14 protein-coding genes are annotated in these 14,805 nt (G+C 61.0%); 13 read left to right on the top strand and 1 reads right to left on the bottom strand.

Translation table 11 applies throughout. The features are described 5' to 3' along the window. The first annotated feature begins 30 nt into the window (after window positions 1-30). From VLU25_09520 to VLU25_09470, 11 genes are all read left to right on the top strand, one after another. Window positions 31-996 carry an SMP-30/gluconolactonase/LRE family protein gene (locus VLU25_09520; GenBank protein HSR68170.1) on the top strand — a complete coding sequence of 322 codons (966 nt, stop codon included), beginning with the start codon at window positions 31-33 and terminating at the stop codon, window positions 994-996. 54 nt (window positions 997-1,050) lie between these two features. Then, window positions 1,051-2,166: a tRNA guanosine(34) transglycosylase Tgt gene (tgt, locus tag VLU25_09515; GenBank protein HSR68169.1), complete on the top strand. Its 1,116-nt coding sequence runs from the start codon at window positions 1,051-1,053 to the stop codon at window positions 2,164-2,166. A gap of 51 nt (window positions 2,167-2,217) precedes the next feature. Further along, window positions 2,218-2,535 carry a preprotein translocase subunit YajC gene (yajC, locus tag VLU25_09510; GenBank protein ID HSR68168.1) on the top strand — a complete coding sequence of 106 codons (318 nt, stop codon included), beginning with the start codon at window positions 2,218-2,220 and terminating at the stop codon, window positions 2,533-2,535. A gap of 35 nt (window positions 2,536-2,570) precedes the next feature. Next, window positions 2,571-4,154 (top strand): protein translocase subunit SecD, encoded by a 1,584-nt coding sequence (gene secD, locus VLU25_09505; protein ID HSR68167.1) that lies wholly within the window; start codon window positions 2,571-2,573, stop codon window positions 4,152-4,154. A gap of 50 nt (window positions 4,155-4,204) precedes the next feature. Further along, window positions 4,205-5,401 carry a protein translocase subunit SecF gene (gene secF / locus VLU25_09500; GenBank protein ID HSR68166.1) on the top strand — a complete coding sequence of 399 codons (1,197 nt, stop codon included), beginning with the start codon at window positions 4,205-4,207 and terminating at the stop codon, window positions 5,399-5,401. A 160-nt stretch (window positions 5,402-5,561) separates the two neighbouring features. Further along, entirely contained in the window at window positions 5,562-6,329 is a 768-nt protein-coding gene (locus tag VLU25_09495; protein ID HSR68165.1) for a TonB family protein, read from the top strand. Window positions 6,330-6,422: 93 nt separating this feature from the next. Beyond that, complete coding sequence (locus tag VLU25_09490) at window positions 6,423-7,112, top strand: MotA/TolQ/ExbB proton channel family protein (GenBank protein HSR68164.1); 690 nt, start codon at window positions 6,423-6,425, stop codon at window positions 7,110-7,112. A 56-nt stretch (window positions 7,113-7,168) separates the two neighbouring features. Then, window positions 7,169-7,630 (top strand): biopolymer transporter ExbD, encoded by a 462-nt coding sequence (locus VLU25_09485; GenBank protein ID HSR68163.1) that lies wholly within the window; start codon window positions 7,169-7,171, stop codon window positions 7,628-7,630. A 2-nt stretch (window positions 7,631-7,632) separates the two neighbouring features. Continuing rightward, complete coding sequence (locus VLU25_09480; GenBank protein HSR68162.1) at window positions 7,633-8,088, top strand: biopolymer transporter ExbD; 456 nt, start codon at window positions 7,633-7,635, stop codon at window positions 8,086-8,088. 24 nt (window positions 8,089-8,112) lie between these two features. After that, window positions 8,113-8,931 (top strand): tetratricopeptide repeat protein, encoded by an 819-nt coding sequence (locus tag VLU25_09475; GenBank protein ID HSR68161.1) that lies wholly within the window; start codon window positions 8,113-8,115, stop codon window positions 8,929-8,931. Between the two features lie 167 nt (window positions 8,932-9,098). Next, window positions 9,099-11,333 carry a bifunctional (p)ppGpp synthetase/guanosine-3',5'-bis(diphosphate) 3'-pyrophosphohydrolase gene (locus VLU25_09470; protein HSR68160.1) on the top strand — a complete coding sequence of 745 codons (2,235 nt, stop codon included), beginning with the start codon at window positions 9,099-9,101 and terminating at the stop codon, window positions 11,331-11,333. 13 nt (window positions 11,334-11,346) lie between these two features. Here the strand turns inward: VLU25_09470 and VLU25_09465 are convergent, their stop codons facing one another. Further along, window positions 11,347-12,513 carry a porin gene (locus VLU25_09465; protein HSR68159.1) on the bottom strand — a complete coding sequence of 389 codons (1,167 nt, stop codon included), beginning with the start codon at window positions 12,511-12,513 and terminating at the stop codon, window positions 11,347-11,349. Window positions 12,514-12,717: 204 nt separating this feature from the next. Between VLU25_09465 and VLU25_09460 the strand changes: the two genes are divergently transcribed. Then, complete coding sequence (locus tag VLU25_09460) at window positions 12,718-13,911, top strand: acetyl-CoA C-acetyltransferase (GenBank protein ID HSR68158.1); 1,194 nt, start codon at window positions 12,718-12,720, stop codon at window positions 13,909-13,911. Window positions 13,912-13,935: 24 nt separating this feature from the next. Then, on the top strand, window positions 13,936-14,784 hold the full coding sequence (locus VLU25_09455; GenBank protein HSR68157.1) for a 3-hydroxybutyryl-CoA dehydrogenase: 849 nt from the start codon (window positions 13,936-13,938) through the stop codon (window positions 14,782-14,784). Window positions 14,785-14,805 lie beyond the last annotated feature (21 nt).

The raw sequence follows: 14,805 nt of genomic DNA, 5'->3' as shown, positions 1-14,805 counted from the left end.
CGGCACGCGAAAGTGCTATAGTGAGCCGCTATGGATATACGAGAGATACAGCCTTCCACGGCGCTTCCCAACGGGCGCCTGCGCCTGCTGATGGAGGGTCTGGACGATCCCTCCTCGGTGAGCGTCTTCGTGGGAGGGCTGCAGGCCGATATCCTGGGCGCCTCCAGAGAGGCGGTGACCATTCGCGTGCCGCCCGCCGACTCGGGCGAAATCGAAGTGCGCGCCAAGCTGGCCGCCCGGGCCCGCATGAAGATCGGCCTTGTCCTCAACGATGAATTGCATCCCGTGACCAATCCGGTGGTGGACCGCCATGGCAACGTCTACACCACCTACAGCGGAGGACGCGGCGAAGAGGTCACCTTCGGCGTCTTTCAGATTACTCCCGACGGCGACACCCGGCCCTTTTTGGCCGATATCGTCAATCCCACGGGACTGGCGCTGGGCCCCGACGGCCGCCTCTATGTATCCAGCCGCCACAGCGGCGAGGTCTTTGCCACCTCCTTCGACAAGCAGGTGGAAAAATTCGCCGTGGGGCTGGGCCTGGCCACCGGCCTGGCCTTCGACTCCAAAGGTCATCTGTTCGTGGGTGACCGCAGCGGGACCATCGCCCGCGTCTCTCCCCAAGGAGAGGCGGAAGCCTACTGCCAGCTCGAGCCCAGCGTCTCGGCCTACCACTTGGCCTTCGATCCGCAAGACAATCTCTACGTCACGGGACCCACATTGGCCACTCAGGATTGCCTTTACCGCGTGCCTCCCGGAGGAGAGCCGGAAATCCTCTTTCGCGGACTGGGGCGCCCTCAGGGAATCGGCTTCGATCCTGAGGGGAATCTGCTGGTGGCGGCTTCCTATCGGGGACAGAAAGGACTTTACAGCATGGCCGGCGGCCAGCCTCGACTGCTGCTCAGCGGCCCCATGCTGGTGGGTTTCGCCTACGATCTGGAGCGAGGCCACCTTTACTGCGTCGACCACTCCGCCCTTTACCGTGTCGACCTCTAACGGCTCGGCGCACGGCTTGGGACGATCACTGTATCCCTTGGCCGCCTAACGCCCATGTCATTCAGCTTCACCGTCCATGAGCAGGATTCCGGCAGTCAGGCCCGCTGCGGACGCCTGACCACCTCGCGGGGCGTGATCGAGACGCCCGTCTTCATGCCCGTGGGCACCTCCGCCACCGTCAAGGCCGTCCCGGCCGATTTCCTGCGCCGCCTGCAAGCCTCCATTATCCTCTCCAACACCTACCACCTCTTTCTGCGTCCGGGTCACGAGGTGGTGCGCGATCTGGGCGGACTGCACGGATTCATGGACTGGGAGGGCAGCATACTCACCGACAGCGGCGGCTTCCAGGTCTACAGCCACCGCCAGTTGCGCCGCATCCGCGAAGAAGGGGTGGAATTCCGTTCTCATCTGGACGGCAGCAGGCACTTTCTCTCTCCCGAGCGCTCGGTCGGCATCCAGCAGGCCCTGGGCGCCGACATCATCATGACCTTCGACGACTGCACGCCTTATCCAGTGGAGCGGGCCGAGGCCCGCGAATCGATGCTGCGCTCCATGCGCTGGGCCCAGCGCTGCCGCGATTGCCACCAGGACGGCCCACAGACGCTCTTCGGAATCGTGCAGGGAGGCATGTTTTCTGAATTGCGCCGGGAAAGCCTGCAGAGACTGCTGGAAATCGAATTCGCGGGACTGGCCCTGGGGGGATTCAGCGTGGGCGAACCCAAGCCGCTGATGTATGACCTGGTGGCCCAAATCACCCCTCAGCTCCCCGCCTCTGCGCCCCGCTATCTGATGGGCGTGGGAACTCCTCTCGACATCCTCTATTGCGTCCAGCAGGGCGTGGACATGTTCGACTGCGTCATGCCCACCCGCAACGCCCGCAACGGCACCCTCTTCACCTGGCAGGGCAAGGTCCATATCAAGAACGCCCGCTACAAAAGCGATGCCGGGCCTCTCGATCCCCAATGCGGCTGCATGGTATGCACCTCTTACTCGCGGGCCTATCTGCGCCATCTCTACCAGTCGGGAGAGATTCTCTCCGCCATTCTCAACAGCTACCACAACCTGGCTTTCTACCTGGGATTGATGAAACGGGTGCGGGACTCCATCCGCCGGGGAAAACTGGATGAATTGGCGGGCCTTCTCCGTCGCAGCTATGAGGACGACGCCTGATTTTTTGCTATACTCCCTGTTTCACTTGAGAAAGGGAAAGACGGGGAGAGCATGTTGCATTCACTATTGGCTTCGGCCCAGAATCCGGCCGCCAGCCCCCTTTACACCGTCCTGCCGCTGCTGATCATCGTGGGCATTTTCTACCTGCTGATCTGGCGTCCCATGAAAGTCCGTCAAAAGAATCACGAAGCCTTGATCGCCGGACTCAAAAACGGGGACAAGATCATTACCGCGGGAGGCATTTACGGCGTCGTATCGGGGTTGCGCGAGCACACCCTGCTCATCAAGGTGAGCGACAAGGTGAAGCTGGAGGTCGCCAAGAATTCGGTGGCTTCCTTACAGACCGGGGATAGCTCGGATGAGTCGTGAGGACGGCGAGCTTGCCCTCCACAGGATGAACAATCATGAACAACCTGCGTAACCGCATCATACTGATCGTGGCCGTGATTGGGGTATCGATCTATCTCTTCTACCCGCTGGAGGAGACCATCAAGCTGGGCCTCGACCTCAAGGGGGGCATCCACATGGTGGTTGAGGTGATGGTGGACGACGCCCTGCAAGAAGAGGTCAGACAGGTCGCCGACCAGGTGGAGTCGGCCCTGCGCGAAGAAAACGTCATTTTCGGGGATGTGGCCTTCCAGGAAGGCAGTCTCGACATCCTGGTCAGCGGAGTCGAAGCCGGCCAAGGCCGCCTGGTGGAAGCTGAACTGGACCGCTGGTCGCCATCCTTCTCCTACTCGGTGCGCAGCAGCGGAGGAGTGCGCACCTACACCCTGACGCCTTCGGGAGCCTACAAGAACTTCACTCGTCGCCAGGCCGTCTCCCAAGCCCGCACCGTCATCAACCGCCGCATCGACACCTATGGCGTGTCCGAGCCCTCGGTGACCGTCTATGGCGGCGGGGACGTCAAGCGTCAGATCATCATCGAGTTGCCGGGTGTGGACGACGAGCAACGCGTCAAAGACCTCATCACGGGTACCGGAAAGCTGGAGCTTCGCTTGGTCCACCCTGAATTGGGTGGCCCCTATGGAAGCGAAAGGGACGCCTTGGCGGCATTCGGCGACCTGATGCCCTCCGACTACGAGGTCCTTCCCATGCGTGAAGCGACTCAGGAGGGATCGCGCGGCTACATGGTGGTGCGCAAGGTTTCGGTCATCACCGGGACCCATCTCAAGAACGCCCGCGTGGTCACCGACAATTTCACCGGGGAGCCGCAAGTGCAGTTCTCCCTCAACGCTGACGGCGTGGCCCTTTTCTCCAGGGCCACCCGCGAGAATGTGGGGGGCTTCCTGGCCATCGTCCTGGACGACAAGATCTATTCCGCCCCCAGCATCCGCGAGGAGATCAATACTGAAACGGCCCTCATTACCGGAAGCTATACCCAGGAAGAGGCCCGCGATTTGGCGGTGACGCTCAAGAGCGGCGCCCTGCCGGCGGAAATCCAAATCCTGGAGACCCGCACCATCGGCCCCTCGCTGGGCCGGGACTCGATCGAGCGAGGCATCCAGGCCTCTCTGCTGGGATTGGTGCTGGTGGTGGTGGTGATGCTGGTCGTCTACCGTTTTTCCGGCGTCAACGCCGTCCTCTGCCTGGTCATCAACTTCCTTATTCTGCTGGGCGTGCTGGCCTACTTCCGGGCCGCCCTGACTCTGCCCGGCATCGCCGGAATGATCCTGACCATCGGTATGGCCGTGGACGCCAACATCCTTATCTTCGAGCGCATCAAGGAAGAATTGAGGCTCAAGAAATCGGTCCGTTCAGCCGTTGACTCGGGATTCGGACGCGTCTTTTTGACCATCATCGACACCAACCTGACCTCTCTGGTGGCGGCCCTGTTCCTCTTTCAGTTCGGGACCGGGCCCGTGAAAGGATTCGCGGTGACTTTGGCGGTCGGATTGTTGGCCAATATTTTTACCGCAGTCTTCGTCTCCCGCACCTTCTTCAGCATATTGCTGCGCGCCCGAGAGCAAGACGCGCTTTCGATTTAATAACGGAACTCCAACCGGTCACCGGTTACTAATTAAAAGGGCTGATTGAAATGGAACTGGTTAAGGATCCAAGAATCAACTGGCTGGGAATGAAGTGGTATTTCATCATCGTGTCGGTCCTGCTGGTGGCTGCCGGCGCGGTTGCCCTCTTCGGCGGACAACTGGTCTTCGGCGTCGACTTCACCGGCGGCATCCTGGTCAAGGTCAAGTTTCAGGACCAGCCTCCCTTGGAGCGCATCCGCGAGGCCATGGGCCGGCAGGGTTTCAGCGGAGCCGCGGTAAGCCGCATCGACGAACCCTCTCTCAATCAAGTGCAGGTCCGCATCGGGTTGGCCGAGGGGTCGGACGAGAGTCTGGAGCTGAGCCGCCAGACCGACTTGGTCTTGAGTGCGTTGCAGCAGGAATTCAACCCGGACGCCCAGGGCATCGATCTCAACAACGCCTCCCGGACCGATCTGATCGAGTACTTTACGGGACTCGACCCTGCTCTGTTGGAAAACGAACAGTCCGAGGCCGAGACGGCCACCAACGGACCCCAGGAGGGCCCTCCGGGAGCGGTCGATGCGGCTCAGCGGATGATCGACCTGCGCACCGCCAACAGCGGCCTGATCAGCGATTTCGCCCAGATCGAGGAGCTGGGGTTCGGGCAGGAGTTGAACGACCGCCTGCGGGAGGACTTTTTCCTGGGCAGCTACACCGTTATCAGCAGCGAGAGCGTGGGTCCCAAGGTGGGAAACGAGATGAAAGAGCGGGCTCAGAACGCCATACTCTTCTCTCTCATCGGAATGCTGGTCTACATCTGGTTCCGCTTCCAGTTGATCTACGGCATCGCCGCCATCGTGGCCCTCTTCCACGACGTCTTCATTACGGTGGGCTTTTTCGCCCTCTTCGGCAAAGAAGTCTCCCTGACCGTCATCGCGGCCCTCTTGACCCTGGTGGGATACTCGCTCAACGACACCATCGTCATCTTCGACCGGGTGCGCGAGAACAGTCGCCTGATGCGGCGGCGAAGCTTGACCTCGATCATCAATACCAGCATCAATCAGACCCTCAACCGCACCATTCTCACCTCGGCCACGTTTTTCATGGCGGCGCTGGCGCTCTATCTGCTGGGAGGAGAGGCCTTGGACGGTTTCTCCTTCGCGCTGGTGGTTGGAGTCATGGTGGGAACCTATTCCTCGGTGGCCATCGCCAGCCCCCTGGTGGTTTGGTGGGATGCCGTGATGGAGAAGAGAAAAGCTGGCTGATCTGCCCCCGCTTGCACTCGGTAACCACTTGAGTGTAAAGAGGATAAGGCCTCAGCCGAGAGAAAAACAATTGTCTTGACTCGACTCAGTTGGGGTAGTAACATGCGCCCCACTACGGTTTAGGCCGTTTTCGGGTCGTAAGAAAGGGAGAGGAAATCCAATGTTCGACAATCTTCTGGAGTCCTCAACGGAGACTCATGAGGGGCGAAGTTCGAGTTCGTTCCTGGTCTCGTTCGTCGTTCACACCATCATCCTGGCACTGATCATCGTCATACCCCTTTACTGGTATGATGCTCTGCCGGATACGGAATTGCTGACGTTCTTGGCGGCACCTCCGCCACCTCCTCCTCCCCCCCCGCCTCCGCCCCCGGCTGCTCCGCCCGAACCGGTGCAGCGCAAGGAAGTGCAAGTGGTGCGAATGGACCCCGACAAGTTTATGGCGCCCACCGAAATCCCGGAAGACATACCGGCTCCCGATGAGGACCTGCCTACCCTCTCCAGCCTCCAGAATCTGGGCACCGGTGTTCCCGGCGGCGTGCCCGGCGGAGTCGTAGGCGGCGTTCCCGGCGGCGTTCCCGGCGGTGTGATTGGAGGCGCGCCCACGGCGCCGCCCCCGCCCCCGCCCCCGCCCAAGAGAAAAGAGCCGCTCAAAGTCGGTGGAAGCGTCCTGTCGTCCAAGCTCATCCGCAAGGTCGAACCGCGCTACCCCGAACTGGCCAAGAGAGCCCGCGTGCAAGGCGTGGTCTTCTTGAAGATCACGGTCGACGAGTCGGGCAGCGTAAGCGACATTCAAGTGGTGCGCGGCCATCCTCTGCTGGATCAGGCGGCCATCGACGCTGTGCGGCAGTGGCGTTATTCGCCTACTCTGTTGAACGGCGAACCGGTGCCTGTCGTCGCCACCATCACGGTACATTTCCGGCTTCAATAGGGGACCGAGGCCCGGCTGTGCCGACTGAGAGGGATTTTCCAGGCGAGAGAAGCAAGAAATTGAAACCAAAATTCCAATAGGGAGGTTTTCTGTATGGGTGGATTGGATTATATGCACATGTGGGAGCAGATGGGATGGATCGCCCGAGCGGTGGTCATCATCCTGGTGCTCATGTCGATCTGGTCGATCTCGGTCATGATCGAGCGGCTTCTTTACTACCGCAAGGCGCGCAATCAATCTCGCGAATTTGCGCCGGCGGTGGCCGAAGCGCTTAAGAACGGCAACGTTCAGGAAGCCATCGAACTGGCCGACCAGTACGACAAGAGCCATCTGGCCCGCGTCGTATCGGCAGGATTGCAAGAATTTCAAGCCCATCAGTCCGGCGGCGATATTCCGGGCGAAACCATCGAGGCGTCCAAGCGCGCATTGCAGCGCGCCACGGCCATCGGCATCGAAGACTTCAAGCGCTCTTTGGGCGGCTTGGCCACCATCGGCGCTACGGCGCCCTTCGTGGGTCTCTTCGGCACCACGATCGGCATCATTAACGCCTTCGCCGGTATGAGCCAGGGCGAGGACATGGGTATCGCGGCCGTCGCCGGCGGTATTTCGGAAGCTCTGGTGGCTACGGCCATCGGCCTCCTCGTGGCTGTGCCTGCCGTTTGGATGTTTAACTACTTCACCTCCCGCATCGAGTCGTTCGTGGTGGAGATGGACAACTCCTCGTCCGAGTTGATCGACTACTTCCTCAAGCGAAGGGCCCAGACGCAGGCATCCGCCAACTAGAGCCAAGGGGCGCCCCGCATCGGCGCCCGCTTTAGACGCGAAGGGAGAAGTCGACAATGGCAATCTCAGGCGGAGGCAGCTCCAAACATTCCGGAGTCAACGCCGAAATCAACGTGACCCCGATGGCCGACATCATGTTGGTCCTCTTGATCATCTTCATGATCACCACGCCCCTCATCCAGGAAGGCATCCCCATCAACAAGGCCAAGGCCCGTTACGCCGAGGAAGCGCCTCAGCTCGACGCTGAAGGCGTCACCACCGTGACGGTGACGCGCGACGGTCTGCTCTACATCAACAGCGATCCGGTTCCCAACGAGGACTTCGTGGACAAGTTGAGCGAGAGCCGGGCCCGCGCGCCTGAACTGCCCCTCTTCGTCAGGGGCGACGTGGCCGCTCCGTACGGAAAAGTCGTGCAAGTGGTCAACCTGGCCCGCGATGCCGGATACGAACAAATAGGCATGGTGGTCGACCGGTCAGAAGGCGGCGTCGACTCAGCGCTGCCGGTGGGAGGTAACTAACTATGGGAATGACAACAGGCGGACCCGGTGGCGGGCCCAAATCGGACATCAACGTCACGCCCTATATCGATATTCTGCTGGTTCTCTTGATCATCTTCATGGTCATCCAGCCCACCACCAAGTACGACCTCAAGGCCCGCACGCCCCAGGAGCCCGAAGAGGATCTGCCCGAAGACATCATCATCAAGAGCGACAACATCGTCTTGCAGATCCACGCCGACGGCACCTACGCCATCAACCAGGAGCCCGTGACCCTGGACGCTATGGGCGGCCGGCTCTTCGAAATCTACAGCGCCCGCTCCAACAAGAACATGTTCGTGCAAGGCGACGAGGATCTGCCCTTCGGCGACGTCATCCGTGTCATCGACATCGCCAAAGGATCCGGGGTCGGAGACATCGGATTGATCACCTCGGCCGACACGTCGGGTGGAGGCGGCGGCTCAGAGGGCGGCCAATAAAGCGGCGGCTATGGAGGCTATAAAATGAACAAGAGCATCGGAATCGCCGCAGCCATTCTGCTGGGAGCGTTGCTTCTCGGCGCCAGCGGGTGCGGCATCATCGACGGTCTGAAGGCGCGCAACCACGTCAACGAAGGCGTGGCGGCCTACTCGGCCAAGGAATATCCTGAAGCGGTCGAACATTTCAAGCGAGCGGTCGAGCTCGACCCCGAGCTGCTGGACGCCAAACTCTATCTGGCTCATTCCTACCGCATACAATACGTCCCCGGCATTCCCCGACCCGACAACCAGGCGCTGGCCGAAAACGCCATTCAGACTTTCCAAGAGGTGGTTGAGGAAGCTCCTGAGGATCGGCCCGACGCCAAGTCCAACGCCATGGCCTCCATCGCCGGACTCTACGATTCCATGGGCGAGTACGAGAAGGCCAAGGACTGGTTCCAACGGCGCGCCGAGATCGAAACCGACAATGCCGAACCCCTCTATGGGTTGGGCACGGTGGCCTACAAGCAGGCCAATAACCTGACCGGCGAGAAGGGCGCCAACGTCGAGGAACTCAGCGAGGAAGAGCGCCAGCAGGCCACCTCTTTCGTTGAAGAAGGCATCAAGGCTCTTCAGGACGCCCGCGAGATTCGCCCCGATTATGCCGATGCGCTGGAGTACCTCAACCTGCTCTATCGTGAACGGTCCGAGCTGGCCGAGAACGAGGAAGAGAAAGAGCGCTGGGAACGCGAGGCCAGCAAACTGTCTCTGGAAGCCCTGAGGCTCAGGCGTCAGCAGCAGCGGGAAGAGGAACAAAAGCGCCGTGCGCCCCTCGGCGGCCGTGAACAAAGCAGCGAAAACTAGGCGTCCGCCGATGACCGCGGGGACGTCCTGAAAACGATTTTGCGAGAACTTGGAGGCGGTGTGGCCCGATGGGCCCGCCGCCTTTTTTTGTGTGTCCTGATCCGTTCCCGCCGCGATTTCCATTACAATAGCCGGTTAACCTCTCCTTTGCAGGAGTAGGAAAAACGATGATTCGATACGAGGAACTGGAAGAGAAGGTCCGCAAGTATCAGCCGTCGGCTGATCTGGACTTGCTGCGCCGCGCCTATCTCTTCTCGGCCCGAGAGCACAAGGGGCAGACCCGCCTTTCCGGCGAGCCTTATCTGACCCATCCCTTGGAAGTGGCCGGCATTCTGGCCGACATGCGCCTGGACGTGGTGTGCGTCAGCGTCGGCCTGCTGCACGACGTGGTGGAAGACACCCTGACCACCAGCGATAAGATCAAGGACCTCTTCGGGCCCGATGTGGCTGACCTTGTGGAAGGGGTCACCAAGTTGGAGAAGATCCACTTCTCCACCAAGCATGAAGCCCAGGCCGAGAACTTCCGCAAGCTCCTGCTGGCCATGGTCGACGACATCCGCGTCATCCTGATCAAGTTGGCCGACCGTCTTCACAACATGCGCACCCTGCAGCACATGCCGCCCGAAAAGCGCAAGGCGATATCCCGGGAGACTCTGGAAATTTACGCCCCCATCGCCCACCGCCTGGGCATGTCGAAAGTGAGGGGAGAGCTGGAAGACTTGGCCTTCAGCTATCTCGATCCCGTCAACTATCAAAATATCGTGGCTCAAGTGGAGGAAAAGAAGGCTCACAGCGACGAGTTCATCAGCCGGGTCACCCGCCGGATTGAGAGGGAGCTTTCTGAACACGGCATCGAAGCCATCCTGCAGCATCGCATCAAGCGCATCTACAGCATTGCCATGAAGATGAAGCGGCAGAAGATCGGCTTGGATCAGGTCTACGACTTCATCGCCATTCGGGTGTTGGTCGACAGCGTCAAAGACTGCTACACGGTGCTGGGCGTGATCAACAACATGTGGCCTCCGGTGCCGGGCCGCATCAAAGACTTCATCGCCATGCCCCGTCCCAACGGCTACCGCTCTGTGCACACCACCGTGGTGGACAGAAACGGCCAGCCCTTCGAAGTCCAGATCCGCACCCACGAGATGCACCGGGTGGCCGAGGAAGGCATCGCCGCCCACTACAAGTACAAAGAGGGCTACGAAGAGAACGGCAAGGACGACAAGCGCTTTCAATGGTTGCGCCGTCTCCTCGACTGGCAGCACGAGGTCAAGGATCCCCACCAGTTTCTCAGCAACCTGAAGATCGACCTCTATCCCGAGGAAGTTTATGCCTTCACCCCCAAGGGCGAGATCATTACCTTGCCTCGGGGCGCCACCCCGGTCGATTTCGCTTACACCATCCACACCGAAGTCGGCCACCATTGCGTGGGAGCCAAGGTCAACTCGCGCATCGTTCCCCTCAAGTATCAACTCGTCAACGGCGAGCGGGTGGAGATCCTGACCTCCAAGGAGAGTCGTCCCAGCCGCGATTGGCTGAGCTTCGTCAAGACCTCCAAAGCCCGCAGCTCCATTCGGCGCTGGCTCAATCAGGAGCAGAAGAAGAAGGCCGTGGAGTTGGGCGAAAAACTCCTGGAAAAGGCGGCCCGGCGCTACGAGGTGAGCCTCAAGCAGCACGAAGAGGAGTTGCAGGAACTGCTCTCCGACTATGCCGCCTCCAAGAAGGAGGATCTGCTGGCTGCCATCGGCTACGGCAAAGTCGAGGCGCGGCAGATTCTGCGACGCTTGGAACCCGACAAGGTGGGCCTGCCGGCCGCCGAGAAGGAAGCCGCCGCGGGCAAGCCGCGAAAGGTCTACGAGGACTCGGGAGGCGCCATACAGGTCAAGGGACACGACGACCTGATGGTCAATCGCGCCAAGTGCTGCAATCCCATCCGGGGCGAGGAGATCGTGGGCTACATCACCGTCGGCAGAGGCATCACCATCCATTCCACCCAGTGCCGCAACGTCGAGAATCTGCTTCTCAACCCCGAGCGCATCATCGAGGTCAACTGGGCCGGTGAAAGCGGTGCCGCCTGTTACCCGGTGCGCCTGCGCATCAGCACCGAAGACCGCACCGGCATCCTGGCCGACATCGTCTCGGCCATCGCCAACGTCAACACCTATATCCGCAGCGCCAAGGCCGATACCCTGAAGGGGCGCTACGGGCGAATCGACGTCACGGTGGAAGTCAAGGACACCCGCCACCTGGAGAAGATCATCAACTATCTGAAGACCATCAAAGGCGTGCAGGAGGTCGAGCGCGCCAAGATGCCTCCCCGCGGCCGCAAGTCCCGCAGCCCCAAGCCGACCAGGCGCCCAAGCCGCGGCGGCACACCTTCCCAATCGTCGCGAACCAACTGAATTTCCGGGGGGCCTAGAACGCCAATTGCAGGCGCGCCTGCAGGCGGTGGATCGTTTCTGCTTGATGCGGACGGGAATGAATGTAGTTGACGGTGAGACGGGAAAAGCGACTGGGGTACCAGTTGACCCCGAGGGTGGCCGAGCGCATGCGTCCCCCTCGGATGTCGCCTTCATCCAGGTCGATCATCGACCAGCGCGCAGCCACCTCCCAGCCTCCCGCGCCGCCACGATGCACTGGCTCGAAACCCCGCATCCTGGTGTAGCGAGCCCGCCTGAAGTCAAAGGGACGGTGGCCACCCTGGTTGAGGGCCCAGGCGAATTGCAGGTAGCCGGAATGAAAGTCGACCCAGCGGGCCGGCGCGGGAAGCGGTCCGCTTGTCTCCGGAGTCCAGCGGATGCTGCTCCGGGTCCACTCGCTTTGCACGGAAAAGGCGCCCCACTTGAAGGACAGCTCCGGTTGCAGTACGCGGCCCGACGAAGCGCGCAGTTCCCCGGTGTCGAGCAGGCGTTGCGAGAACACCGATTCCGCACTTTCGGCAAAACGCAGGCGCGAATCGACGTACTTGCGACGAGAGCCGCTGAATCCCAATTGCAGTAAGCGACTGTTCCCTTGACGCCATGGGATCAGGCTGACTCGCGCCGTGTAATTCAGGGCCCCTTCCCCGGCCTCGACTCCCGAGGCCTCCCTGAATATCCCCCCCGACCAGAAGAGCCGGCCCTGAAGGGCCGTGTTGTCCATTACCAGTCCCAGATTGCGCGAGTCCATGAAAACAGTGGCGCCCAGAGAGCGTTCAACGAAGAGGGAGTCGGTGTTGCTGGTAAGCCGCTCAAGACCGATAGGCTCTTTCAAGTGCCCGAAACGCAAGCGTCCGATCCAGGGCAGCTTGTCGAGACCGGCATAGAGATCGACGATGTCCGTCTGTCTTCCTGCGAAGTTCCATTCAGCCTTGAAGAACAGGCGGCGATGGCGGCCTCTCAAGGTGGCGTAAAGACGTCGCAGCCGGTGGTCGTCGTCAACGCTGTCGGAGGAGGCCAGATTGAGATCGTATTGAAGGCGCCCGCCCGCCTGCAAGCGAATGTCGCTCCGCCGCAGCTCGATAACTACCCCTGAGTCGAGCCGAACATCGGTCCCGCCAGGCTTGAGAGCTTTCGCCCATCCCGGCGGCAAGACAAGACTCAACCACAAACACGCCAAGGCCGTACCGGAATGCACGGTCGAAGATACCCTCCCAAGCTGTCTTGTTTGCGGAGAACTGAACGAACTCCGCCAGCGGTTCATGAGCGCAGCCTAAAAACTAGCACGAAGGGGTGGCGGCTTGGTAGGCCATATCCGACATCCGCCGGCGGGGCCCGCGAGCGACGCCGAACGGCGATTTCCATTATCATGACAGGTATCATGAGAGATGCATTTATCGTGTCCGCATGTCGGACTCCAATAGGGAAATTTCAGGGAGCATTCGCTTCCCTTACAGCGATTCAACTCGGAACCGTGGCAGTAGGCGAAGCCATCCGCCGCGCCGGCCTTTCGGCCCGTGATGTGGACGAAGTCATCATGGGAAACGTGCTGCAGGCCGGGTTGGGACAGAATCCCGCCCGTCAGGCCGCTCTGGGCGCCGGTCTGCCGGCCACGGTCTCTGCCATGACCATCAACAAGGTATGCGGTTCGGGACTGAAATCGGTGACCCTGGCGGCTCAAGGCATTGCCGTCGGCGACATCGAGGTGGCCGTGGCGGGAGGCATGGAGAGCATGACCCAGGCTCCCTACCTGCTGCTCAAGGCCCGCGAAGGCTACCGTTTGGGACACGGCCAGTTGGTGGATACAATGATCCACGACGGCCTCTGGGACGTTTACAACGACTATCACATGGGCAACACCGCGGAAGTCATATGCGACAAGTATAGTATTTCACGCGAGGCTCAGGACGAATACGCTGTCGCCTCCCATGAGAAGGCTGTTGCCGCCGCCCAAGCCGGCCGCTTCCACGACGAGATCGTGGCCGTGCCGGTGCCTCAACGCAAGGGCGATCCGGTCACTGTCGAGAGTGACGAAGGCCCCCGTCCAGGGAGCAGCCTGGAGGGTCTGGCCAAGCTTCGGCCGGCCTTTCAGAAGGACGGTCGGGTGACGGCCGGCAACGCCTCTCAAATCAGCGACGGCGCCTCGGCCCTGGCCGTGGCCTCGCAGGAGGCGGTAGAGAGGCTGGGACTGAAGCCCTTGGCCCGCATCGTGGCCTCGGCCACCGTAGGCGTGGAACCGGAGATGGTCATGATGGCGCCCGTGGGTGCCGTGACCAAGGTCCGTCAGCGGGCCGGTTGGGGCGACGACGATGTCGACCTCTACGAGATTAACGAGGCTTTTGCGGCTCAGTGCGTGGCGGTTTGCCAAGAGTTGCCGCTGGACCGCGGAAAGGTCAACGTCCACGGCGGTTCGGTGGCCCTGGGGCACCCCATCGGCGCCAGCGGAGCCCGAGTCCTGACCACTTTGCTCTACGCCCTTAAGCAGCACGGCGGCCAGCGCGGAATCGCCAGCCTGTGCCTGGGCGGCGGCAACGGCGTCGCCATGGCTGTGGAATTGCTTTAAGGCAACGCTGAAGCGAGCTTGATTATGAAAATTGCGGTCATCGGCGCCGGCACCATGGGCAATGGAATCGCCCAGGTGGCGGCCACCAACGGACATCAGGTCATCCTCAAGGAGATCGAGGCGGCGGCCCTGGAACGGGGAATGGCCTCGATCCGCAAAAGCCTCTCCAAGATCGTCTCCAAGCGCGACGACATCGAAGACAAGCAGGCCTTTGAGCATGAGGTGCTGGAGCGCCTGCATCCAACCACCGACTGGGAACCCCTGTCCGAGGCCGAGTTCGCTGTGGAAGCTGTTTTCGAGAGCTACCAGATCAAGAAGGAAGTCCTGGAAAAGCTCGATCAGGTCTGTCCCCAGGACATCGTGCTCTCCAGCAATACCTCTTCCATCTCCATCACCCGGCTGGGCAGCATCCTCAAGCGTCCCGAGCGCTTCATCGGCATGCATTTCATGAATCCTGTGCCCCTCATGAAACTGGTCGAGATCATTCGCGGCCTGGCTACCAGCGACGACACCTACCAGAAGACCCGCGATCTGAGCGAGCAATTGGAAAAGATCCCCGTAGAGGTCAACGACTCGCCCGGATTCGTTTCAAACCGCGTGCTCATGCCCATGATCAACGAGGCCATCTTCGCCTACCAGGAAGGCGTTGCCGAGGTGGAGAACATCGACGCCGTCATGAAGCTGGGGATGAATCACCCCATGGGCCCGCTCAAGCTGGCCGACTTGATCGGGCTGGACGTCTGCCTGGACGTCCTCAACGTCCTCTACGACGGCTTTAAAGATCCACGTTACCGCCCCTGCGCCTTGCTGCAGAGGATGGTCGATGCCGGATGGCTGGGGCGCAAGACGGGAAGAGGGTTTTACCAGTACTGACAAAGGCGGGAGCTGGAGCGG

Source organism: Acidobacteriota bacterium, assembly GCA_035471785.1.
Lineage (GTDB): Bacteria > Acidobacteriota > UBA6911 > RPQK01 > DATIPO01 > JANQFM01.
This window is presented reverse-complemented; position numbering and strand designations above follow the sequence as displayed.

Excerpts from the sequence above, each read along its gene's own strand:
- yajC (HSR68168.1), top strand. The coding sequence starts at position 2,218 with ATGTTGCATTCACTATTGGCTTCGGCCCAGAATCCGGCCGCCAGCCCC.
- tgt (HSR68169.1), top strand. The coding sequence starts at position 1,051 with ATGTCATTCAGCTTCACCGTCCATGAGCAGGATTCCGGCAGTCAGGCC.
- VLU25_09455 (HSR68157.1), top strand. The coding sequence starts at position 13,936 with ATGAAAATTGCGGTCATCGGCGCCGGCACCATGGGCAATGGAATCGCC.
- VLU25_09520 (HSR68170.1), top strand. The coding sequence starts at position 31 with ATGGATATACGAGAGATACAGCCTTCCACGGCGCTTCCCAACGGGCGC.
- secD (HSR68167.1), top strand. The coding sequence starts at position 2,571 with ATGAACAACCTGCGTAACCGCATCATACTGATCGTGGCCGTGATTGGG.
- VLU25_09460 (HSR68158.1), top strand. The coding sequence starts at position 12,718 with ATGACAGGTATCATGAGAGATGCATTTATCGTGTCCGCATGTCGGACT.
- VLU25_09475 (HSR68161.1), top strand. The coding sequence starts at position 8,113 with ATGAACAAGAGCATCGGAATCGCCGCAGCCATTCTGCTGGGAGCGTTG.
- VLU25_09495 (HSR68165.1), top strand. The coding sequence starts at position 5,562 with ATGTTCGACAATCTTCTGGAGTCCTCAACGGAGACTCATGAGGGGCGA.
- VLU25_09470 (HSR68160.1), top strand. The coding sequence starts at position 9,099 with ATGATTCGATACGAGGAACTGGAAGAGAAGGTCCGCAAGTATCAGCCG.
- VLU25_09485 (HSR68163.1), top strand. The coding sequence starts at position 7,169 with ATGGCAATCTCAGGCGGAGGCAGCTCCAAACATTCCGGAGTCAACGCC.
- VLU25_09490 (HSR68164.1), top strand. The coding sequence starts at position 6,423 with ATGGGTGGATTGGATTATATGCACATGTGGGAGCAGATGGGATGGATC.
- secF (HSR68166.1), top strand. The coding sequence starts at position 4,205 with ATGGAACTGGTTAAGGATCCAAGAATCAACTGGCTGGGAATGAAGTGG.
- VLU25_09480 (HSR68162.1), top strand. The coding sequence starts at position 7,633 with ATGGGAATGACAACAGGCGGACCCGGTGGCGGGCCCAAATCGGACATC.